General features: G+C 65.9%; 18 protein-coding genes. 4 read left to right on the forward strand and 14 right to left on the reverse strand.

Features of this window, described 5'->3' with window-relative positions; all coding sequences use genetic code 11:
- Positions 1-38 precede the first annotated feature (38 nt).
- Both AC0L3K_RS11620 and AC0L3K_RS11625 read right to left on the reverse strand, forming a co-directional pair.
- Complete coding sequence (locus AC0L3K_RS11620; RefSeq protein ID WP_219683376.1) at positions 39-1,163, reverse strand: lactonase family protein; 1,125 nt, start codon at positions 1,161-1,163, stop codon at positions 39-41.
- 121 nt (positions 1,164-1,284) lie between these two features.
- Positions 1,285-1,416 carry a hypothetical protein gene (locus AC0L3K_RS11625; protein WP_354127119.1) on the reverse strand — a complete coding sequence of 44 codons (132 nt, stop codon included), beginning with the start codon at positions 1,414-1,416 and terminating at the stop codon, positions 1,285-1,287.
- 138 nt (positions 1,417-1,554) lie between these two features.
- On the opposite strand from AC0L3K_RS11625, the gene AC0L3K_RS11630 reads away from it, so the two are divergent.
- Entirely contained in the window at positions 1,555-1,731 is a 177-nt protein-coding gene (locus AC0L3K_RS11630) for a hypothetical protein (RefSeq protein ID WP_354200634.1), read from the forward strand.
- 96 nt (positions 1,732-1,827) lie between these two features.
- Positions 1,828-1,950 (forward strand): hypothetical protein, encoded by a 123-nt coding sequence (locus AC0L3K_RS11635; protein ID WP_007599008.1) that lies wholly within the window; start codon positions 1,828-1,830, stop codon positions 1,948-1,950.
- 69 nt (positions 1,951-2,019) lie between these two features.
- Here the strand turns inward: AC0L3K_RS11635 and AC0L3K_RS11640 are convergent, their stop codons facing one another.
- From AC0L3K_RS11640 to AC0L3K_RS11685, 10 genes are all read right to left on the reverse strand, one after another.
- Positions 2,020-2,379: a hypothetical protein gene (locus AC0L3K_RS11640; RefSeq protein WP_007599010.1), complete on the reverse strand. Its 360-nt coding sequence runs from the start codon at positions 2,377-2,379 to the stop codon at positions 2,020-2,022.
- A gap of 201 nt (positions 2,380-2,580) precedes the next feature.
- Positions 2,581-3,498 (reverse strand): MBL fold metallo-hydrolase, encoded by a 918-nt coding sequence (locus AC0L3K_RS11645; RefSeq protein ID WP_354200633.1) that lies wholly within the window; start codon positions 3,496-3,498, stop codon positions 2,581-2,583.
- 129 nt (positions 3,499-3,627) lie between these two features.
- Positions 3,628-4,410, reverse strand: a complete 783-nt coding sequence (locus AC0L3K_RS11650) for a 3-hydroxybutyrate dehydrogenase (protein WP_219683374.1) — start codon at positions 4,408-4,410, stop codon at positions 3,628-3,630.
- Positions 4,411-4,444: 34 nt separating this feature from the next.
- Complete coding sequence (locus AC0L3K_RS11655; protein ID WP_354200632.1) at positions 4,445-5,617, reverse strand: patatin-like phospholipase family protein; 1,173 nt, start codon at positions 5,615-5,617, stop codon at positions 4,445-4,447.
- 32 nt (positions 5,618-5,649) lie between these two features.
- Positions 5,650-6,447, reverse strand: coding sequence for an acetoacetate decarboxylase (locus AC0L3K_RS11660; RefSeq protein WP_007599014.1), 798 nt, complete (start codon positions 6,445-6,447; stop codon positions 5,650-5,652).
- 77 nt (positions 6,448-6,524) lie between these two features.
- Positions 6,525-7,730 (reverse strand): NAD(P)/FAD-dependent oxidoreductase, encoded by a 1,206-nt coding sequence (locus AC0L3K_RS11665; protein ID WP_354200631.1) that lies wholly within the window; start codon positions 7,728-7,730, stop codon positions 6,525-6,527.
- A 104-nt stretch (positions 7,731-7,834) separates the two neighbouring features.
- A complete protein-coding gene (locus AC0L3K_RS11670) occupies positions 7,835-8,125 on the reverse strand; it encodes a hypothetical protein (protein ID WP_007599017.1) in 291 nt (96 codons plus the stop codon).
- A gap of 98 nt (positions 8,126-8,223) precedes the next feature.
- Positions 8,224-9,183 carry a helix-turn-helix domain-containing protein gene (locus AC0L3K_RS11675; protein WP_219683371.1) on the reverse strand — a complete coding sequence of 320 codons (960 nt, stop codon included), beginning with the start codon at positions 9,181-9,183 and terminating at the stop codon, positions 8,224-8,226.
- 260 nt (positions 9,184-9,443) lie between these two features.
- The gene (locus tag AC0L3K_RS11680) at positions 9,444-12,107 is read right to left on the reverse strand and encodes a bifunctional diguanylate cyclase/phosphodiesterase (protein ID WP_354200630.1); all 2,664 of its coding nucleotides are present in this window, start codon (positions 12,105-12,107) and stop codon (positions 9,444-9,446) included.
- Positions 12,108-12,246: 139 nt separating this feature from the next.
- Positions 12,247-12,948, reverse strand: a complete 702-nt coding sequence (locus AC0L3K_RS11685) for a TolB-like translocation protein (RefSeq protein WP_473366023.1) — start codon at positions 12,946-12,948, stop codon at positions 12,247-12,249.
- Between the two features lie 185 nt (positions 12,949-13,133).
- On the opposite strand from AC0L3K_RS11685, the gene AC0L3K_RS11690 reads away from it, so the two are divergent.
- Both AC0L3K_RS11690 and AC0L3K_RS11695 read left to right on the forward strand, forming a co-directional pair.
- Complete coding sequence (locus AC0L3K_RS11690; protein ID WP_473366024.1) at positions 13,134-14,129, forward strand: LysM peptidoglycan-binding domain-containing protein; 996 nt, start codon at positions 13,134-13,136, stop codon at positions 14,127-14,129.
- 316 nt (positions 14,130-14,445) lie between these two features.
- Complete coding sequence (locus AC0L3K_RS11695) at positions 14,446-15,750, forward strand: Spy/CpxP family protein refolding chaperone (protein ID WP_473366025.1); 1,305 nt, start codon at positions 14,446-14,448, stop codon at positions 15,748-15,750.
- Between the two features lie 102 nt (positions 15,751-15,852).
- Here the strand turns inward: AC0L3K_RS11695 and AC0L3K_RS11700 are convergent, their stop codons facing one another.
- Together AC0L3K_RS11700 and AC0L3K_RS11705 are read right to left on the reverse strand one after the other, a co-directional pair.
- Complete coding sequence (locus AC0L3K_RS11700; RefSeq protein WP_473366026.1) at positions 15,853-18,300, reverse strand: adenylate/guanylate cyclase domain-containing protein; 2,448 nt, start codon at positions 18,298-18,300, stop codon at positions 15,853-15,855.
- 285 nt (positions 18,301-18,585) lie between these two features.
- Complete coding sequence (locus AC0L3K_RS11705) at positions 18,586-20,667, reverse strand: AsmA family protein (protein WP_007599025.1); 2,082 nt, start codon at positions 20,665-20,667, stop codon at positions 18,586-18,588.
- Positions 20,668-20,874: the final 207 nt, after the last annotated feature.

Genomic DNA, 20,874 nt, shown 5'->3' on the forward strand with positions numbered 1-20,874 from the left:
CACCATGCAGGCCGAACTCATCCCGCAGCGGAGCAATCTCACGGCAGGCTCAAGAACTCCACCCAGTTCGGCTTCTTGCCGGTGGCATAGGACTTCAGCTTGGCGAGCGCGCCGCTGCTCTGGTCGATGGCATAGACCGTCATGCTGTCGGAGAGCTCGCCGACTGCGGCGAGGTAGCGCCCGCTGGGATCGATGTGAAAGCCGCGCGGCTGCTTCTCGGTCGGCACGCTGCCGATGGTGGTCAGCTTGCCGGTGGTTGCATCGACCTTGTAGGCGGTGAGCGTGCTGGTGGTACGCTCGGAGGCGTACAGGAAACGGCCGTCGGGGGTGATGTGGATGTCGGCGGCCCAGGGCTTTCCGGTAAATCCTTCCGGCAGCGCGCTGGTGCGCTGGATCTCGTCCCATGCGCCGCCCTTGGCCTCATAGGCGAACGCCGCGACGTCGCCGTTCAGCTCGTGGAGGAGATAGACGAACTTGCCGTTGGGGTGGAACACGAAATGCCGCGGCCCCGATTTCTCTGGCACCTTGTGAGCCGGCGGATCGCTCGGCGTGAGCGTGCCGGTCGTGGCGTCGAACGCGAAGGCAAGAATCTGGTCGGAGCCGAGATTGGTCGCGAACGCGAAGCGGTTGTCGGGCGAGGGCAGGAAGGCGTGCGCGTTCAGTCCGGTCGGGATCACCTGCTTCGGCTCGCCCGCGACGCGGTTGGCGAGCAGCGGATTCAGTGCGACCTTGTTGCCGCCATAGGAGGCGCTGAACAGGAATTTGCCGCCGCGGTCGATGGCGATATTGGCCATGCTGTCGGCGAGCGGGCCGTTGCCGATATGGCTGAGCTGGCCCGTCTTGGGATCGATCGCAAAGCTCACCGCAACGAACGGCTGCGAGCGGACACCGGCGATCAGCACGCGATGATCGGGCGTGATCGCGAGCGGCGTCGAGGAGCCGGGCTTTTCGACGCCGGTGAAGGCGGCCTTCTGCACGGGCGTCATCTCGCCGCTCTCGGCCATTTTGAACACGCTGATGTCGTTACTGTCGGCATTGCCGACATAGGCGAAGGTCTCGGCCATGCCGGCGCGGACTCCAGAAATGAGAGTGAGGAAAGCAAGCGTGGTGGCGATCGCGGCGCGGGGTACGCCGGATCTGATGCGTCGGGTCGGTCTCAGCATGGGGTCCCTCCTGGATGCCGGTGCGGCATTTGTCGTTTTGCCGGGAGGATAGCGGCAGCCGCCCCGCCGCACCAAATTCCAATTGGGATCGATTGATGCCGAAATGGTATCGGTGGGAGGCTTACCGTATCGCCGCTGTGCGGGAGGGCAGATGGGGCCCGGGCGGGGTGTGGGGCGGCCCGAGCACGGTCCACACGGTGACCGCGAGCAGCGCGCAGGTCAGGATCGTCCAGGCGACAAGTCGTTTCCGCATCAGGCCGAATCCGTCAGTCATATGAATGAGAATGCTCCCGGGGGTGGGCCTGGCGATCGTGCGCTGCAAATCGCGGCGATCCTATGAACTCGTTCACAGGCGAACCGAACCAATGCCGCGCGAGCGCATTGAACCGGCATGTCCCGTGAAAACGATCTCGAAGGTAAGCCCGACATGGGCGGCAAGCATGGCGGTCAGGCCGGCCAGCCCAAGTCGCCGCCGCGCCCGCGTCAGGCCGAGCACGATGAGGACGTCGTGGCAAAGCGCCACACCGGCCAAACCGATACCAACGCCGCGCCGACCAAACCAAAATAGCACCTCGCCCGCGCCGCTCGCGGACTGGGAACGGCAGCCTCGCCTTGCCGTTACCCTGATCCCGCGGGCGGAGCAGATCGAAACGGAGGCTGGCACGTGTTTTGGATTTATTGGGACACCGCCTGGTCGCTCATCATCAGTGGCATCATGTTCGCCACCATCGTCGCCCATCCCGACGCCGAGTTCGTCGAGATCCACGCGGCCAAGCAAATCAAGTGAGCCCGCGCGTCCGGTTCAAGGCGCATCGTTGCATGCTGCGCCGCGCCCGGGACATTAGAATTCAAAATCTCAAATCATGCTGCCGGGCATGAAGCAGCGGATCTTGGCGCGGCCGTTGACGTAATACGGCCAGACCATGGTGCGGCCGGCGCGGTTCGGCTCGGTGATCACGGTGTCGTCGGGCACCTCGATCCAGTCGCCCAGGAGTCTCACGCGATAATGTCCGTTGCTCGTGTCCCAGTCGACATCGTCCAGCGCCGTGCTGTCGGCGTCGGCACAGCAGGGACCTCCGCCTTTGCTGTGCAGGCTCTCGAACCAGCCCTTGAGGGGAGAGTTCGCGTAGCGACCGTCGTCGCGGGCCTGCACGGATGGGCCGATCATGGCAGCAACCGCTACGAGAGTGATCATCCTGAATGCCGCGATCGCCATATCTCCTCGCTCGATCTCGCGCGCGCAAGAGCGCAGACGAGGAGCCGCCTGCGCTGCACGTGACGCAATGCCGGCTGGCGCCCGCTGATCGGGTTCCAGCCGTCTCAGCAGGGCAACCGCGAGGATCGATGTTTGATCCTATTTTCAAGGGCGCGGACTTATCGAGTCCGCGCCCTGCTTCAGCTCTAACCCGGCAAGCGGTCAGTAGTCCCAGAACACCGGCACCCAACGGAAGGCCTCGCCGTCGGCTGCAACCCGACCCACGGACGGGAACGGCAGGTGCGTCGCCACCAGCATTTCGCCGGTCTCGGCAAGCTGTCGCAACAGACGGATGCGAACGCGCGCGGCCTCCTCGGGGTCGTGCTCGAAGCCGTTAAACCAGTCGGGTTGCTCGAACCCGACGGCAAACACGGCATCGCCGGCGAATGTCAGCGCGTCATCGCCGGACGCCATGCGAACCACGCTGTGTCCGGGGGTGTGACCGCCGGTGCGACGGGCGATGACGCCGGGCGCAATCTCGTGCTCGTCATCGAACAGCCGCAGCTGAGGGCCGTACTCCTTCAGGAACTGCTTGGCGGTCGATCGAAGCGCGTCCGGAAACCCTTCCGGCATGGCAGTGCGGGAGAAATCAGGCTTTTCCCAGAATTTGACCTCGGCGGCCGCGACATGGATACGCAGGTCCTTGCGCAGCTGCTCCTTCACGCCGTCGACCAGCAGGCCGCCAATGTGGTCCATGTGCAGATGGGTCAACACCAGATCGGTCACCGCCGAAAGATCGATGCCGGCGGCCGCCAGTCGCCTGATCAACTGTCCGGCGCGCGGCAAGTTCAGGTTCGGGTCCGAGCCCAGTCCGGCGTCGATGAGGATGGTCTTGCCGCCGCTGCGGACCATGACGGCGTTCAGCGCCCAGTCGAAAGCGTCCTGCGGCAGGAACATGTCGTGCAGCCAGGTCGCCCGCACCGCCGGGTCAGCGTTGTGCGCGAGCATCTTGGTCGGCAACGGCAGCACGCCGTCGCTGACCACCAGCACGTCGATCTCGCCGATCTTCAGCGCGTAGCGCGACGGAACGAGCTCTTCGGGTCCCGATGACACGGGATATGAGGTGTTGTGCAGATTCATGTTGGTCTCCTGTTTTGAAGGGTTGGGCGCTCGGTTGGTGTTGACTCTGGCTGGTCATGGTTGAGCAGGCCGCGCCGCCAGGGAGAGCGCGGCCGTCATCGCTTGGTGGATTAGAGGCTCGTCACGCGTTCATCGCGCGGTCCAGCCGCCATCGACGGAGATCGTCGTCCCGGTGATCTGGTCGGCCGCGGCCGAGCACAAGAAGGCGACGGTGCCACCGATCTGCTTCGGGGAGGCGAAGTCCAGCGACGGCTGTTTTTCGGCGAGAAGCTCTTCGGCTGCTTGCTTCTGGCTGATGCCTTTCTCCGCCGCGATGTCGCTAATCTGTTTCTCCACGAGCGGCGTGCGCACCCAGCCGGGACAGACCGCGTTGCAAGTGACGCCACTGCCGGCGGTTTCAAGGCCTACCACCTTGGTAAGGCCGACGAGGCCATGCTTGGCCGCGACATAGGCTGCCTTGTGGGTGGATGCGACGAGGCCATGCGTGGAGGCGATGTTGACGATGCGGCCCCATCGCTGCTTTTTCATCTGGGGCACGGCCGCAGCGATGCCGTGAAATGCCGCCGACAGATTGATGTCGAGAATGGTCTTCCACTTGGCGGGCGGAAACTCCTCGACTGGTGCGGTGAACTGGATGCCGGCATTATTGACGAGGATGTCGAGCCGTCCGAATTTTTCGATGGTCGCCTCGATCATTCCGCGCACGGCGTCGCCATCCGACATGTCGGTGCCGTCATACGCGACGCGCACGCCGTCCTCGCGTTCGATGCCGGCCCTGATGTTCTCGATCGCTCCCGGTTCGCCAAAGCCGTTCAGGACGATATCGGCGCCGAGGCTGGCCAGCTCTCTTGCGATCCCGAGGCCAATGCCGCTGGTCGATCCGGTGACGATCGCTACTTTGCCTTTCAACATGAAAAACTCCTTTCGATGATGGTTGCCGGCGACGTCAATCGCGGCGGTGAATGTCGTGGGTGACGATGCCGAGTTCGGAAGGCGGCGGCTCGAGGCGCCGTCCGTCGGCAAGCGTGCGGCGGATGTCGTCCCGCCCGCTTTGCCAGTGCGCGCGCATCGCCTTGGGTCCGAACTCGTAGTCCTTGGAGTGACCCTCATGGAGCTTGGACTGGTAGATCAGGTGGATGATGTTGTGGGAGCGGTGACGGGCGAGCTCGGCGATGGCGTGCATCTCCGGATCGTTTCTTGCGGCCTCCGGCAATCTGTCGATCGTCCGCTGCAGCGCCTGACGCATCTCCTGCATCCGCAGCGCCTGGTCGGTGACGGCGCGGGTGCGACTGGAATACTGAATGTCCTTCTGTCGGCTCGAAACCTCCATCATGTCGTGCGGCACGCGGCCCCGCGCCGACCAGAGATCGATCTGGAACGTCAGCGTGTCTTTCGCATCGCCCGACAGCACGCGGGAGAGAGGCGTGTTGGAGACCACGCCACCATCCCAGTAGTGCTCGGAGTCGATTTCGACGGCGGGAAATCCGGGCGGCAGCGCGCCCGAGGCCATGAAGTGTTTCGGACCGAGCCGCCGCTCGGCTGTGTCGAAATAGGTGAGATTGCCGGTGCGGACGTTGACCGCGCCGACGCTGACGCGCACTTCGCCCGAGTTCAGCCGGTCGAAATCGACCAGCTGTTCCAGCGTCCGCTGCAACGGCGCCGTGTCATAGAAGCTGGTCGACGCGTCGCCCGAGAAGGGCGACCACAAGGGCGAGGGGAAGCGCGGCCTGAAGAAGCCGGGCTGGCCCTGGAACAGCGCGCGCATCGCGGCAAGCGTGTTGTGCAGGGAGTTGAAGTCGAACGCGAAGGGTAGCGCGCCGGCCAGTCCCTCGCCGGCAGGCCATTCCACCGGGGTTGCGCAGATCGTCTCCCAGAACTCGCGCAGCCGCGCCACGCGCTCGTCTTCCGGGGAGCCCGCGATGATGGCGGCGTTGAGCGCGCCGATCGAGATGCCCGCCAGCCAGTTCGGCCGGATCCCGGCCTCGTGCAAGCCTTCGTAGACGCCCGCCTGGTAGGCGCCGAGCGCGCCGCCACCCTGCAGCACCAGCGCAACGACGTCGTAGGGCAGCGGATTGACCGGTCGTGCGGAATCGATTTGTTCGCGCGTCACGTTGAACATGGCGACTACTCCTTGCAATGCGACCCGTTCGGTCAGCCGGCCTGTGTTTCGGTCAGGATTTCAGCTTCGGCTCCACGCGATCGCGCCACCGCGGACCGCTCCAGATAGTCGTGCACCACGGTTCCTAATCCGAGCGTCAGGTCGGCAACGATATGCTTGGCCGAGAGCACCTGAAGAACCGGCAGCTCGGCGACCGGCGCGAGCGCGTGGGAGAAGAGATCGAGCGCGGCGGGCCCCGTCCATGCGCCCTTCACCGTCACGTCTTCGAGATGGAAGCGGACCAGCTCGCAAATGCGTGCGGTGCCGTCGACATGCGGAATGATCTTCAGCAGGAAATTGGGCGCGATGAGCTTCCGTGCTTCGGCGGAAAGATCGAGGGCGCGATGCTTGTAGCCCATGGTGCCGGTGGCGATGCGCACCGAACCGTAGTCCAGCGTACCGACCAGGGTATCGGTCTCGACGGCCAGCTTCGGCTGGGCCAGCTTCTTGGGAAAGCCCCACAGCTCGCGGCCACCGGCGATCGGCGGATGGTCGTTGAGGAACATCTGGTGGACGAAGCTGCCGGTCTGGCCGCGGAAGGACACCGGGATGATCTGGCCGCTTTCCGTGTAGTCGCCGAAGCCGGTGGAATCGGGCATGCGAATGAATTCGTAATTCACCACAGGCTCGGTCAGCTCCAGCGGCTCCGGCACGATCCGGCGCAATGCCTCCGGGTCGGTCCGGTACTGGATGATGAAATATTCGCGATTGATGAAGCGATACGGGCCGGGCGGGAAAGCCGGGTTCGTCAGCGGCATCGCGAACGCGAGGTTGCGGATCTGCTGGTTCATGCTGTGGGCTCCTGAATGATCGGTCTGCAGTGGCGGCCGCGAGCCCCGCGGGAGCGCGGCCATCATCACGTGGGCGTCTAGACTTCGGTCACCCGTTCCGGATCGGCCGACGCGAGCGCCAGGGCGCGCTCCGCCTTCGGCGGATAGATCCAGACGGTGTTGATCTCACGCTTGGTCTTCTTGGCGACGTCGCCGACCAGCTCGACCTTGCGCTCCCAGCCGCGTGTGAACAGCGCGCCGGCTTCGCCGAGGTCCAGGCAGGTGACGTAGGCCTTCTGGTGGTAAGGCCTGGTCGGAACGCCGAGCAATTCGGCCGCGGCATTGTTGCCGGCAAAGGCGCCCATCCGTGTGGCGTGCTGGCACGACATCAGTGCGTAATTGCCCTCGTCGTCGCAGGCGGCGCGTGCCGCGTCGCCGGCCGCGAAGACACCCTGAACGCCTGGCACCTGCAAGCAGCGATCGACCAGCAACCGTCCGAAATTGTCGCGCTCGGCGGGAATCTGCCCGGTCAGCGGCGCTGCACGCATGCCCGCCGCCCAGATCACCGTCTCGGTTTCGATGTGCTCACCGCTGGACAAGGTGACGCCGCTCTCGTCGAGCGCGGCGACGCTGGCGCCGAGCCGTGTCTCTACGCCAACCTTGCACAGGGCTTCCTCGATGACGGGGCGGGCGCCTGCACCCATGTCGGGTGCGATCGCAGTGTTGCGATCGACGATGACGACGCGCGTCCTGGCATTGGGGCCCAGGATTTCGCGCAGCCGCGCCGGTATTTCGGTGGCCGCCTCGATCCCGGTGAAGCCGCCGCCGGCGACGACGACCGTGTCGCGTCCGTTCACGGCAGGCCGCTTCGCGAGACCATGCAGATGCTTGTCGAGCGCAACGGCATCGTCGAGCGAATCGACGCTGAAACCATGCTCGGCGAGGCCCGGAATGTTCGGACGGAACAGCCGGCTGCCGGTGGTCACGACGAGGCGGTCGTAGGACAGCGTCTTTCGCGCGCCCTTCGCGGGCGTGATCTGCACCGTTCGGGCCTCGGTGTTGATCGTCTCGGCGCTGCCCTGGATGTAGTCGACGTCGATCGCCTCGAGGACGTCGAGCAGCGGGGCCGTCAGGGTTTCCGGCTTCGGCTCGTAGAGCCGCGGACGGACCACCAGCGTCGGCTCCGGTGAGACGAGCGCGATCTGCAGATCTTGCGGCGAGACGCCTCGGATGTCGCGCAGCCGGGCTGCGGAAAGGGCGGCGTACATGCCGGCGAAGCCGGCGCCGATGATGATGAGTCGCATGGATTCTCTCCTTGGTTGCTGTTCGAAAGACCGCGCGCGACCGCGCTGCTGCGTTGGGGGCAGCGTCCGGCGTCGGCGCGTGGAGGTGGGTTGGGTCGCTGGCCTTAGGGCGCGATGCAGCGTGCCTGCAGCGAATTCGGTGGCCGGCCGTAGCCTAGGACAACGGGCTGAAGCTCACTTCGACTCCAGTCCTGATAGGGAAGGCCGGGGCCATTTCGGATCATGATGGAAACGGGCGGCTGTGCCGGGTGCATGGTGTAAGCTGGAATTTCCACTTCCTCGCCCGTCGCCGAGGTGAAGCGAACGGCCAGCGAGAGTCCGTACAAGGTCGCGGTCGCAAGGCTTCGGCGGCGTGAGGCAATCAGCCGTCGGTTGACGAAGTTTTTCCAGGTCATCTTTGGTCTCCCTCGATTGGTCTGGACATGGAGATGATGTAGCTGACCCGATTTGCCGGTGCCCCAGCGCGATTGCCGTCGTTGTCGAGAGATTGCTGCTAACGCATGCGCCTGCGCCAATCGCTCGGCGTCTCGCCCGTCAGCTTCTTGAATGCCGCGGCGAAGGCGGTCTGCGAGGAGTAACCAAGCGCCGCGGCGACCGAGACGATCGATTCGTCGCTCTCCCGCAGCATGTTCATGGCCTGCTCGAGCCGGTGCTGGCGCAGCCAGGCATGCGGCGACAGCCCGGTGCTCTCCTTGAAGGACCGGCAGAAATGGAAGCGCGATAGCCCGGCATCGGACGCCAGCGCATCGAGCGAGACGTCCGTTTCGCTATCGGAGCGCAATCGTTCGATTGCACGGAGCAGGACCTTCGGCGCCAGTCCGCCCATGGTCGGCTGGAACGTGGTTGGCGAGCCTGCATGCGCAGCCAAAAGGCGCGTGGCCAGAAGATCCGTGAGCTGATGCCGGAACAGCGTATCAAGCACGCCATGGCTCTCCAGCGAATCCGCCGCGCTCAGGAGCAGTCGGGACGTGATCGTGTCGGGATGCGCCGTTCGCTCAATCAATTCGGCGGGCCCGGCGGTTCCGGCCTCGCCGGCGATGCGCTGCAGCGTTGCGTCGGGAAGGTAAAGCTGCACGACGTCGACGGGCTTCGGAATGTCCCATCGGGAGCTCGACCCTTCCGGAACGATGTTCACGACCCCCGGACGAAACGTGCCGATCGAGATCGATTTTCCCGAGCGCCGCTCCATGCGCTGCATCACGCCTTTATGCGCCATGACCACGTGGTGGCGCATGGGCTCGACCACGTCGTGCAGCGGATCATGCTTCCAGTGCGCGATACCGGCACCCGAGGAGTCCAGCGCCACGCGAAACGGCTCGGTCCTGAGCACACGCGCCATCTCCGCGTCGGCGGCACGCCGTTCGGACGTCGAGCGGTCGTCAGGCTGTGCGTCGGGTGCGGGCGGCAAGCCCTTGTGCGAGGGATTGCGCATGAGTGCAATGTTCCCGGTCATGGTGTGGCTCCTCCTGATCAGCTCGGGCTCTCGATCAGTCGTCCGCATTTGTACGGAACGGCGCGTGTTCTATGCGCCGCGATTGCGGTGCGTATTTCCTGAACCCGGCATGCTTTGTCCGATCCTGCTCCAAGCCGGCCCGCGCTTTCGCGAACGCACGGCGGGCGGGCGGGGAGGGGAAGTGCTTGTAAGAAAAGGGGGGCAGGCCGCCACACGGCCGTCACATCCTCCAAGCGGCGGGACCGGATGACGGGGCGCCGCTACGCCGCGGCCGCCTGTGCCGACAACAGCTGCTTCAGTTTCGCCGCCGGCACGGCAGGGCTGAACAGCCAGCCTTGCATCTGGCTGCATCCGAGCTGGAGCAGCACCGCGCGCTGCGCTTCGGTCTCGACGCCTTCGGCGGTCGTCGCCATGTGGCGGGCGGCGGCCATGTGCACCACCGCCTGCACGATCGGCGAGGAATCCTCGGGTTCGCCGATGTCGCTGATGAAGCTGCGGTCGATCTTGATCTTGTCGAACGGAAAACGATGCAAATAGCTCAGCGACGAATAGCCGGTGCCGAAATCGTCGAGCGCGATGCGCACCCCGAGTTCGCGCAACTGCTGCAGGATCGTCAGCGCCTCCTGGTCATCGCGGATCAGGACGGTCTCGGTGATCTCGAGCTCGAGCCGTCCGGGCGCGAGCCCCGACTCGGCGAGCGCGGCTGCCACCTTCAGCGCCAATGTCCGCGAGCGGAACTGCACCGGCGAGACGTTGACCGCGATGTCGATGTCGCCGGGCCAGCTGGCGGCCTCGAGGCAGGCCTGCCTCAGCACCCATTCGCCGATCTCGCTGATCAATCCGGTCTCTTCTGCAACCGGGATGAAATCGGCGGGCGAGACCATGCCGCGCTCCGGATGATGCCAGCGCAGCAGCGCTTCGCAGCCGGTGACAACGTTGGCCGCGAGATCGACCAGCGGCTGGTAGTGCACCTCGAACTCGCCGCGGGCCAGCGCCTGCCGCAGATCGAACTCGAGCTGGCGGCGCAGCCGCGCCTTGGCGTCGTATTCGGGCGCGAAGACACGGAAGGTACGGCGGCCCTCGGATTTTGCCGCATACATCGCGAGATCGGCGCGCTTGAGCAGATCGTCGGGATTGTCGCCGTGGTCGGGTGCGATCGCGATGCCGATGCTGGCATCGGTCGGGATGTCCTGGCCGTTGCAGTCCACGGGCGCGCGCAGCGCCTTCAGGATCTGCTCGGCGAGGGCCGTCAGCTCGGCGTCGTCGCGGGTGCCGGCCTTGACGATGGCGAATTCGTCACCGCCCAGCCGCGCGACCATGTCGTTGCCGCTGACGCAGGCGCGCAGGCGGTTCGCGACCTGGCGCAGCAACTCGTCGCCGACCTCGTGTCCCAGCGAATCGTTGACGCCCTTGAACTCGTCGACGTCGATATAGAGGATCGCGAACGGCTTGCCTTGGGCAAGCTCGGCGACGCGCCGCTCCAGATGGCCGCGCATCAGCACGCGGTTGGGCAGGTCGGTCAGCGCGTCGTAATGCGCCATATGCGCGATGCGCTCGTCGGCGCGGATGCGCTCGGTGACGTCGTCATGGGTCGCGAGCCAGCCGCCGGCGGCGCCGGGCTGGTTCTTGATCTCGATCAGGCGGCCATCGGAGGTCTCGACGATCGTGCTCTGCGTCTGCCCGGCATCGCCCAAAATGCGGTCGCAATAGGAATCGACGTCGCCGTGGAACGAGCCGGTGTCGTGGCGATGCCGGATCACCTGGCGGAAATATGCGCCGGGCTTCACCACATCGGCCGATAGCCCATACATCTCGATGTAGCGCCGGTTGCAGACGATCAGCCGCTCGTCCTGGTCGAACATCAGGAGACCCTGCGTCATCGTGTTCATCGCGGTGTCGAGCTGCTGCTTCTCCACGGCGAGCCGGCGGGTCATCTGGCGGAAGATGAAATAGAGCGTGAGTACGAGCAGGCCGATCGACAGCACGGCCACGGCCACGAAGAATTTCGTTTGCGTGTGCCATGTCGCCAGCGCCGCATCCAGCGACTTGGTCGCGACCACGACCAGCGGCTCGCCGGTCAGCAGGCGTGCGGCGACGATGCGATCCTTGCCGTCGATCGGGCTTGCGAGCTGCATCGTGACGAAGGTTCGCTCGAACACCGCCATCTGCTCGCGCGTGCCGTTGCGGAAATTCTGCCCGATCATCGCCTCCACATGCGGAACGCGCGCGAGCAACTGGCCGTTCTGGTGATGCATCGCGATCGAGGAATCCTCGCCGAGCCCGCTCGAGGCGAAGAAGGATTCGAGTTGCTCCGGCGCGATCGCGCGCGAGACCAGCCCGAGGAATTCGCCGTGGGGGCCGGAGACGCGGCGCGCGAATACGATGACCGGTCCGCTGCCCAACCGTCCGGGTACGACCTCGACCGCCTCCTGCGAAGCCGGATCGTTCTTGAGGCGATCGAAATAGCCGCGGTCGGCGACCGAAACATCGGCGACCGGCCAGCGCCGCGACGAGTTGATCAGCACGCCCTTGGCGTCGAACACGTTGGCACCGGCGACGTCGGACCAGCCGCTGGCTTTGGCGCGCAGCACCTCGTGCATGGCGAGCGTGCCCATCTCGCTGCGGAAGACGTCTGCGGATTCGATGCCATGGCTTTCGAGTTCCGCGATGATGCTCTTCTGCAGCACCGCAAAATCCTCGAACTCGCGGTCGAAATGGCGGGCGAGCAACCGGACCGCGCTCTCCACGCTGTCACGGCCGCTTTCAATTGCATTCTGCCGGAAGCGGTCGACGGTGAGCGCGGTGCCGATCGCCATTGCGGCCATCAGCACGAAGCCGCCTGCGATCAGCCATGTCAGCGGCGCTCCGCGCCAACGGCGCAGCAACGCGCGCATGCGCGCGCTCCATCGGATCGATGTGCCCATGCAGCCCTCCCGTGGGATGCAAGATGCGGCAAAACCGACAAGAGCGCGTTACCAGTGAGGGTTAGGAAAACATGAATCGGAATGGAATCAGAGGGTTGGTTCCATCGCTTGTCTGAAGGCGCGGTGGACCATGGTTCCCTCAGCGTCGGATTTCCCATCTCAACGCTTCCGTATTGGTCTTGGCGAACATCGATGGCACGTCGAAGGCCCCGGTCTTGAGGTCATAGCGGCAGCGCCAGTCGGCCAATCCCTTCACGGCGACGTTCTTCGGGTGCTTGTCCATTTCGCCCGACAACGAGATCACGAGGTAACGGTTGTCCGGCCAGTGCACGCCGAGCCCGCGATGGGCCTCTTCGGTGCCTTTCACGAGATTGGCCGAGATGTGGTAGTCGAGCTTCATCTTCCCAGTTTCCGGCCGGCCGTGGAAATAGGCCCAGGCCAAGTCGCTGAGTGAGGTCTTCGTTGCGCTGACGAAGGCACCCTTCTCGGCATGGTAGAGATAGAGGTCCTGCTCGCCGGAGCCGGTCTTCTGCATCCGCACCAGCCATTGCGAGTCGGGGGTCCAACGGAAGCCGGCCCCGTAGCCCTGCTCGGGCTTGAGCTCCGTCATCTGTTCGCCACGCCTCGCCCAGGCCTGCCATTTGACCTCGAAATCCCCGCCGTCCTTCATGTACTGCTCGATCCCCGTGGCGCCGTCGGGCGAGGTGAAGGCGAGATCGGCATTGTCGGTGAGGATGTAATCCGGCGGCGGGCCGGACGCGGCGAGCCCTGGAGTTGCGGCCATTGTCAGGGCAAGCACCAGCCCAACAGGCCATTGTGCGGGACGGCAAAATGCGTTCACGGGACAATATCCTCGAGAAAAATGCCGCGATGCGGCCTCCATCATTTGACGCCGGCGGGGGTGCGCCGGTTCATCCCCGACGCCGGCTCATCATCCTATCGACCGTCTTGCTGCCGTGACCAAAACGGCGCACCTTGCCGGGCCGATTGATTTGCAAAATTCTTCCTGATCAGGGTTCGTTTCCGATGTTGACCGCATCCAAGGCCTTCATTGCATTCTGTCTGCTCGCGGTGGGCGGCACCGTGCTGGTGATCGGCCCCACCGAGCTGCGTCGCCTGTTGCCGATGGGGGCGAAGACCGACATCGCCGCCAAGCCGGAACCCAAGGTCGAGCCCAAGCCGGAAGAGCCCAAGCTCGCCGCGGTCGCGCCGCCGGCGCCAGCTGCGTCTCCGGCACCGGCCCCCGAGCCGAAGGCGGGTGCGCTGGCCGAGACGCAAAAGCAGGTCACGGCCGCGCTTGCCGATCTTGCACCGGTCAAGCCGCCGCCGGCGGTTGCCGATAGCGGCCCCCGCTTCGACGTCGCACGCGTCGACGATCACGGCGAGGCGGCGGTGATCGCGGGCCAGGCGACGCCGGGCGCCAAGGTCGAGCTGTTGCGCGACGGCAAGCCGATCGACACGGTGGTGGCGGATGCCTCGGGCCAATTCGTCATGACGCCGCCGCAGCTTCCCGCCGGTTCCTATGAGCTGACCCTGCGGGCGAAATCGCTTGACGGCACCGTCACGCAATCCGGCCGCAGCATGCCGGTGACGATCGCCGAAGCCGCGCCGCCGCCCGCGCGCCCTGCACCGGCCGCAAGGCAAGAGGCGAAACAGGAGCCGAAGGCCGAGAAGCCCGACGACAAGTCGGATGTTGTGGCATCGGTATCGGACAGGCCTGCGGCCCGGCCCCGAGTGATGGGCGCACCGAAACCAAAGGGCGGGTCGGGGGTGATGGCGCGGGCGCCCGCGGCCACGACCGTCGCATCGGCCTCGCCGGCTGAAATCGTCAGCGGTGCACCGGCGGAAACAGGCGGTAGCCGGGTGATCTCCCGCGGCGACAGCCTATGGGCGCTCAGCCGGCTCGCTTATGGCGACGGCGCCCGCTTTGCCGTGATCTACAACGCAAACCGCGCCAAGATCCACAATCCCAATTTGATCTATCCTGGCCAGACCTTCGTGCTGCCGCAGAAGGCGGAGTGAAGGCGGCGCTTCGCCGCGGCTCCCGCGGCCATCCTTCGAGACGCCCGCCTGCGGCGGGCCCTCAGGATGAGGAATGAGTCTGCGGCGGCATTCAACGCAGAAGGATGCGCTGCCAAGCCTCATCCTGAGGAGGCCGCGAAGCGGTCGCCTCGAAGGACGAGGCGCTCGCTCAGGCGCCGCCGAGACGTCCTAAGCAAATACCGCGACGCTTTGCCCTGTACGCTTCCGGAACATTTGGTTCCCTCGCGCGTCATTGTGATGCGACGCGATGCGCGCTTGGCGCCGGAGGAGGGCCAAGGTGGACAGGTCAGTGGTCATGTCGAGATCACGCTTGGGGCTCAGGCCAAGACTGGGGCTGGCGCTATCAGGCGCAACCCTCGTGATTCTGGCGGTGCTGTTGCCGGGTCGCGCCGAGGCGCAGTTCGGCTTCCGCGGCGGCCCGCTCGGTGTCGCGCGCTTCGCCGTCGGCCACGTGATCGGCATGTCGCGCCTGCGCCATGCCCGCATGGCGGTGCGGGGCAGCCGATACCGCTCCGCAGCGTTGAGGTCGCAAGATCCTCGCGGCGCAGAGCGCGGCCAGCCTGCCAATCCCCAGCTTGCGAATCCATACGTCCTTCGTGCCGCAATGACGGCGCAAGCCGCGCTGTCGGGCTGGCGCGGCGGCCGCCGTCCGCAGGGCTGGTGGCGCCACCCCGACGGCAGCTACGGCTGGATCGGCCCGGTGTTCTGGCCGTTCGCGCATGACGACCTCACCACCGCAATCATTCTCGGCGATACGACCAGCCTCTCGCTCTACGGCTATGGCGACATCTATGCCGCGATCTTCGCGCCCTATGCGGCCACCGAGCTTGCCGCCTACACTGCGCCGCAAGGCCGGCGCGGACGGCGAGTCCCGACCGCGGAGACGGTCTGCGATGCCAGCGACACCGGCGGCCTGCCGGTGGACCGCATCGCCGCTATCGTGCAGCCGAATGAATTGCAGCGCACAGCGCTCGACGAGCTCGCCACCGCGTGGGCATCCGCGCGCGACACCATCCGCGCCGCCTGTCCGACGCAGGTCCCCGCGACGGCCATGGAGCGCCTCGGCCTGATGCGCGAGCGCATCGAGGCCATGATCAAGGCAACGGATGCCGTCGCGCCATCGCTCGCCAAATTCGTCGATCTCCTCGACGACGACCAGAAGGCCAAGCTCGACAGCCTGGCCAAGGACCGCCGCGCCGCGCTTGCAGCCATCCAGCAAAAGAATCCCCAGACGGCATCGGCCTGCCAGGCGGACAGCGATCCCCGCTACGACGAGAAGCTGCAGCGCCAATATGAGCAGCTCGTGCAGCAGCAATGGCCCGCGGCCGAGATCGCGTCCATCCTCAAGCTCGACGACACCGGCCGCGCCCGCCTCGACGTGCTCCAGGACACCACGCTGCGCACCATGGAAACGCTCAGCGCCTGTCCGTCACAGGCCGGACCGACACCACAGGCCCGCCTCACCGCCGCGAAGGCGCGGCTGGAGACGATGCTGCAGGCCGTGAACGGCGTCAGTGACGCGCTCGATGATTTCGAGGCGGACCTGAGCGACGAGCAGAAGGCCGGGTTCGAGGCGATGGGGCCGAAGCGCGGGGCGTGATCACCCGCACCGCTTCCAGCCCATTCCGTGCCCGCGTAAGCCATTGATCTTGCAGGCCCCGGCTACTGTGCATGGGGTTGTTTTCGCAGTTTTTTGTTTTGGCTAGCCGCGCCGCCTTGCCGCGGCGGCGTCCACCACGTTCTCGACCTCCTCGCGCCACGACAGAATCTCCATCGCGAGCACGGGGTGGTTAAAACCCTTGAGCACGAGATCGTCGAGCGCGCGGGCTTCGACCCAGGGCTCGACCATGCCGTAGACGCGGCGGCTGACGACGACCTGGCCGGCCTTGGCTTCGTCGCAGAGGCGGGAGGAGAGATTGGTGACGCTCCCGATCGCGGCATATTCGAGCCGCTGCTCGAAGCCGATCTGGCCGAGCGTGGCGTAGCCCATGGCGACGCCGACGCCGAATCCGAGCGAGTGGCCGCGGTTCTTCCATTTCTCGGTCAGGGCGCCGATCGTGTCGCGCATCTCGACGGCCATCTTCACCGCGCGCTTGGTGTGGTCGGCGAACTGGATGGGCGCATTGAACAGGATCATCACGCCGTCGCCGGCAAAGCGGTCGAGCGTGCCTTCATAGCGGTGGATCAGCTCGCCAAGCGCGGCGTGATATTCGCGCAGCACGTTCATCGCCTCTTCCGGCTCGGTCGCCTCCGTGAACGAGGTGAAGCCGCGCAGATCGCAGAACACGACGGTGACCTCGCGGCGGTGGCTGTCGAGCAGCGCATCGTGGCCGTCGGACGAGGCGATCAGCTGCGCGACTTGCGGCGCGAGGAAGCGTTCGAGCCGCTTGATGCGGCCGATCTCGCCGAGTTGTTTCTCGACCCGCTCTTCCAGCGAGCGGTTCCAGTTGCGCAGCTGCTCGGTCTGCTCCTGGAGCTTGGCGGCCTGCTGCTGCACGGTTTCGTGCGCAGCCGCGAGCTCACGGCCCTTGTGGTCGACCTCGGTGAACAGCCGCGCATTGCGCATCGCCAGCACGGCCTGGTTAGCGAATGTGCGCATCAGGCCGATGATGCTGGCGGCGAACTCGCCGCTGGCGCGGCGCAGCACCACCAGCGAGCCGAGCGTGCCCTGCTGATCCACCAGCGGCACCACGAGCACCGAATGGAAGCCGGCAGCGATCGCGACGTCGCGCAGCGGCTGCTCGGAGGCCTGGTCGAGATCTGAAATCGCGATCGGTTCGCCGCTGCCGGCCGCATCGCTCAGGATATCCTGGCCCTCGTCGATGGTGACATGGGCGCCGTCGGCGGATTTGTCGATGCCGTTGGCCTCGACCAGATTGAAGCGGCGCGCCTCGGCCTCATAGCCGTAGATCAGCACCGCGTCGGCATGGGTGATCTCGATGGCGCGCGCGGCGATCGTCGGCAGCACGGCGTTGAGATCGAGCGAGGCGGCGACCGCGCGGCCGACCTCTTCCAGCACCTTGAGCTCGTTGATCGACTGCGCGAGATCGCGGGTGCGCTCCTCGACCTTGGTCTCCAGATCCGAATAGGTTTCCTGGATCTGGCTGGCCATGCGGTTGAACTGGCCGGCGAGATCTTCCAGCTCGTCCGCGGTGTGCACCTCGATGCGATGGCTGAAATCGCCCTCACCGAGCTTATGCGCGCCGTCGCGCAGCGCCGTGATCGGAATGATCATGCGGCGCGCCAGAAGCGTGCCGGCAAGGATTGCGACCAGCAGGCCCATGCCGATCAGCAGCGCAATGCGCACCAGCTGGTCGCGGATCGGCATCAAGGCTTGCGTGGTCGGCTGCTCGAACATCACGCTCCAGCCGAGCTTCGGCACGGTGCTCGCGGCGCTCATCACCGCATGGCCGTTGAAGTCGGTGCCCGAATTGTCGGGCGCGTGGCCGGGCGCAACCGCAGCCGCAACCTGCGGCAGCTTCGACAGGTCCTTGCCGACTTCGGGCCCTTTCGAGGACGTCGCCAGCACGCGGCCGCGCGGATCGACCACATAGGCGAACGCGGCCTTGCCGACCTGGGCGTCGGAGAGGTACTCGGAGAGAAAGCTGAGATCGAGCTCGGCCACGGTGACGCCGGCGTTGAAACCGGAATGCGCCACCGAGATCGACATGAACGGTGTCCGGTCGGAGAACCAGGCCGGTGCGTAGCTGACGCCGCGGGCGACGGTGTCGGTGAAGCGCATGTCGCGGGAGAGGTCGGCATTGCTGCCGGTCGTGGTCGACTGGCGCGAGACGCGGAGCACCTCGCGGCCGTCGCCGTTGAGCTGGAACAGCTGAGTGACGACCGAGACCTGGTGCAGCAGCTGGGCATAGTCGGCGCGGCGCTTCTCGAGCGTGTCCTGGCTCGCCCGCGTCACCCAGCTGATCTGGCGCTCGAGCTCGGAGATCGACTGCTCGATCCGCCGCGCGGCTGCCTGCGCCTTGTCCTCGAGACCGTCGGTCAGCTGTGTCTTGGTGGCGCGGTAGGAGATCCAGCTCTCCATCGCGCCGTTGACGGCGAGCACGAACACGACGAGGCCGACAAGAGAGACGACGTATTTGGCGAACAGACCCTCGCGCAGAAACCGTGTCTTGTCGTTCGCTCCTGCCATCCCGATCCTCTCGCGCCACCATCAGCGCCGGCGCTACGGTCCGCACGGACCCTGCGAGCCTTCTAGCACAATTTGGTCCAGGGGACTGTGAAGGGACTGGTCAAGGGCGGCCGAGCAGCCGGCGTGGTTACCCGTCTTGGTTATCCGCCTTGGACGCTGGGCAGGCGCAAGCATGGTGAATTGTCGCAGTCTCGTCCGTTTGGAGGAAGCCGCTGCCGGGCAAGCCGATGTAAGGGGATGGGCTTGGCAAGGGAGGGCTGGGAGTCCAGCGCTTTGGTCCTGCAATCATCGATTAAAGAGCTGTCGCAGCACGTCGTTCATCGGCTGGCTGTCCTGCTGCGCCGCCGGCGGGTCCTCCAGGGCGGGGGACGCCGGCGAGGCTTGCGGCGTCAATGGGGATGGCGCCGCAGGCAGGCTGCGGCTGCGGCCGGTGCCAGTGCCGGTGCCAGTCCCAGTCGCCGTGCCGTTTCCCGCGCCACCGGAAAGTCCCTGCTGGATCAGATTGCCGAGCGCCTCGCCCAGGGGGCCACCGAGCAAATTGTTCTGTCCGGCGGGCTGCTGGGTTTGCGGATTGGCATTGCCGGCCGCATTGCCGCCACCCGGCGCGGTGGTCCCTCCGAGACCAAGGCTGCCCAAGATGTTGCCGAGCCCGGCGCCATCAGCGCCGAACAGCCCCTTGCCCATCTCGCGCAGCTTGGCATAGGCGGCATCCGGATTGTCCAGCATGCCGGCCATGTCAGGATAGATCCGTGGCTGCGACCAGGTGCCCTGGATCATCACGGGAATGCCGAAGCCGACCGGCTCGGCGGCGCGACCCTGGCCTTCGGTCGTCATCACCAGCTTCGGCTCGACGCGGAAGCCCATCATCTTGGTGTCGAGTGCGATCGTGCCGGCGCCGGTCACGCGGACCAGCGGTCCGGTCAGGTTGAGATCGGTGGTCACCGCCTGGCCCTTGTCGATCCGGAACGACGCCGAGAGCTGCGACAAATCCGTGCTCTGCTCCCGACTGCTGTCTCCGTTTTCCTGCCAGCCGGACAGCGTGCCCGATGTCAGCGAGCGGATCATCTGTGCGACGTTGATGCCGCGAATGGCGCCGTCCTGGAAATTGACGAAGGCCGTGCCTTGCATGTTCGCCATCAGCGCGCGCTGGCTGGTGCCGGCGCTGCGCAGCGCGAGCTTGGCCTGCAGCTTGCCGTCGATCCGGTCGAATTCGGCGAGGCCCTGCAGCAGCGGCAGCGCGCGCACGCCGGCGAGGTCGGAATGCATGGCAAAGCTCGGCGCGCCGCTGGTGGCATCCAGGATCAATTCGCCCGTGACCTGGCCGCCATAGGCGCCGAGATTGGCGGTGCCGGCCTTCAGCACGCCGCCGGCGAGTTTTGCATCGACCGCCAGCGGCGCGAGGCGTGCCTCGCCGATCACCGCCTCATGCGCGGAGATCCTGATTTGCGCATCGACATAGTTGAGCGCGGACACATCGATCGGCGCATCGCTCCAGGGCTGGCCGGACGCGCCTTCCGGCGATTTCGCCAGCGGGATCGCGAGCCGCTGGAAGTCGAGATCGAGCTTGACCAGAGGCTTGCTCGCGATATCGACCGAGGCCCAGCCGTTGAACGCGCCGTCGCCGAGCGTGCCGCTCACGCCGTTGATCATCACGACGTCGCCGCTCAGCCGCATCTCGGCATGACCTGCGAGCCGGGACTTCAGCACGTCCGGCATGTCGATGGCGAAATCCACCGGAATGGTCGGCCGGTCGGCCGGCGGCGCCGGCGTGGTTGCCTTGATGTCGAACTTGGTCGGATGCTCGCCGACCCGTGCGGTGCCGGTGATGTTGACCTTGCGGTCGCGACCGACGATGGCATCGGCATTGACGGCGCTGATGCGGCTCTCGACACGATCGCGCATGCGCGCGAATGCGATCTCGCCATCGGTGACCTTGACGCGGTCGATGGCGGCGCCGTCGGTATCGAGCGCGACCGGCTTCGACGTGCCGCCGGCATTCGGCAGGCGTTCACGCAGCAGCGGCTGGTAGAGCACGGGATGGGTGACGACGAGTTCGCTGATCTTCGGGCGGCCCGACCAGACGCTCGAGAGCGACATGTCGGCCTGCACGCTGTCGATGGTCAGGCGCGTGATGCCGCTGCGGTCCTTGGGGTCGGCAAGCGTGAGGTCGTTCAGCGTTACGTTCAGCGTCGGCCACAGGCTGATTCTGGTCGTGCCGTCGATCGACAGGCGATAGCCGGTCGCGCTCTCAACACGCGAGGCAATCGTCGACGTCAGGAAGCCCGAGGGGATCCCGACCACCAGCAGGAGTGCGATCACGATGACGACGGCGGCCACCGCCGCGCCGGCGAATTTCACTGCTCTCATGTCGACTTTCCAGCGGCGGACGATCGGCGTCGAATCCGGCAGATGACCGTCATTTGCGCGCGTCCTTTGCGCCTGAGTTTATCCCGGGACGGGAAGCGGCTCCAAGCACGGAAAAATAGTCTGGGGGTGCTGCAAAGTTATGTGACTTATGGCACACTTCCCCGGCGCGGTTTTACGCGATCCTGATGTTGATGGTTCCAAGCGATT

It is taken from the genome of Bradyrhizobium sp. MI1.10 (genome assembly GCF_055811035.1).

Coding starts and splice junctions, on each gene's coding strand:
- AC0L3K_RS11620 (WP_219683376.1), bottom strand. CDS start 1,163: ATGCTGAGACCGACCCGACGCATCAGATCCGGCGTACCCCGCGCCGCG.
- AC0L3K_RS11625 (WP_354127119.1), bottom strand. CDS start 1,416: ATGCGGAAACGACTTGTCGCCTGGACGATCCTGACCTGCGCGCTGCTC.
- AC0L3K_RS11630 (WP_354200634.1), top strand. CDS start 1,555: ATGTCCCGTGAAAACGATCTCGAAGGTAAGCCCGACATGGGCGGCAAG.
- AC0L3K_RS11640 (WP_007599010.1), bottom strand. CDS start 2,379: ATGGCGATCGCGGCATTCAGGATGATCACTCTCGTAGCGGTTGCTGCC.
- AC0L3K_RS11645 (WP_354200633.1), bottom strand. CDS start 3,498: ATGAATCTGCACAACACCTCATATCCCGTGTCATCGGGACCCGAAGAG.
- AC0L3K_RS11650 (WP_219683374.1), bottom strand. CDS start 4,410: ATGTTGAAAGGCAAAGTAGCGATCGTCACCGGATCGACCAGCGGCATT.
- AC0L3K_RS11655 (WP_354200632.1), bottom strand. CDS start 5,617: ATGTTCAACGTGACGCGCGAACAAATCGATTCCGCACGACCGGTCAAT.
- AC0L3K_RS11660 (WP_007599014.1), bottom strand. CDS start 6,447: ATGAACCAGCAGATCCGCAACCTCGCGTTCGCGATGCCGCTGACGAAC.
- AC0L3K_RS11665 (WP_354200631.1), bottom strand. CDS start 7,730: ATGCGACTCATCATCATCGGCGCCGGCTTCGCCGGCATGTACGCCGCC.
- AC0L3K_RS11670 (WP_007599017.1), bottom strand. CDS start 8,125: ATGACCTGGAAAAACTTCGTCAACCGACGGCTGATTGCCTCACGCCGC.
- AC0L3K_RS11675 (WP_219683371.1), bottom strand. CDS start 9,183: ATGACCGGGAACATTGCACTCATGCGCAATCCCTCGCACAAGGGCTTG.
- AC0L3K_RS11680 (WP_354200630.1), bottom strand. CDS start 12,107: ATGGGCACATCGATCCGATGGAGCGCGCGCATGCGCGCGTTGCTGCGC.
- AC0L3K_RS11690 (WP_473366024.1), top strand. CDS start 13,134: ATGTTGACCGCATCCAAGGCCTTCATTGCATTCTGTCTGCTCGCGGTG.
- AC0L3K_RS11695 (WP_473366025.1), top strand. CDS start 14,446: ATGTCGAGATCACGCTTGGGGCTCAGGCCAAGACTGGGGCTGGCGCTA.
- AC0L3K_RS11700 (WP_473366026.1), bottom strand. CDS start 18,300: ATGGCAGGAGCGAACGACAAGACACGGTTTCTGCGCGAGGGTCTGTTC.
- AC0L3K_RS11705 (WP_007599025.1), bottom strand. CDS start 20,667: ATGAGAGCAGTGAAATTCGCCGGCGCGGCGGTGGCCGCCGTCGTCATC.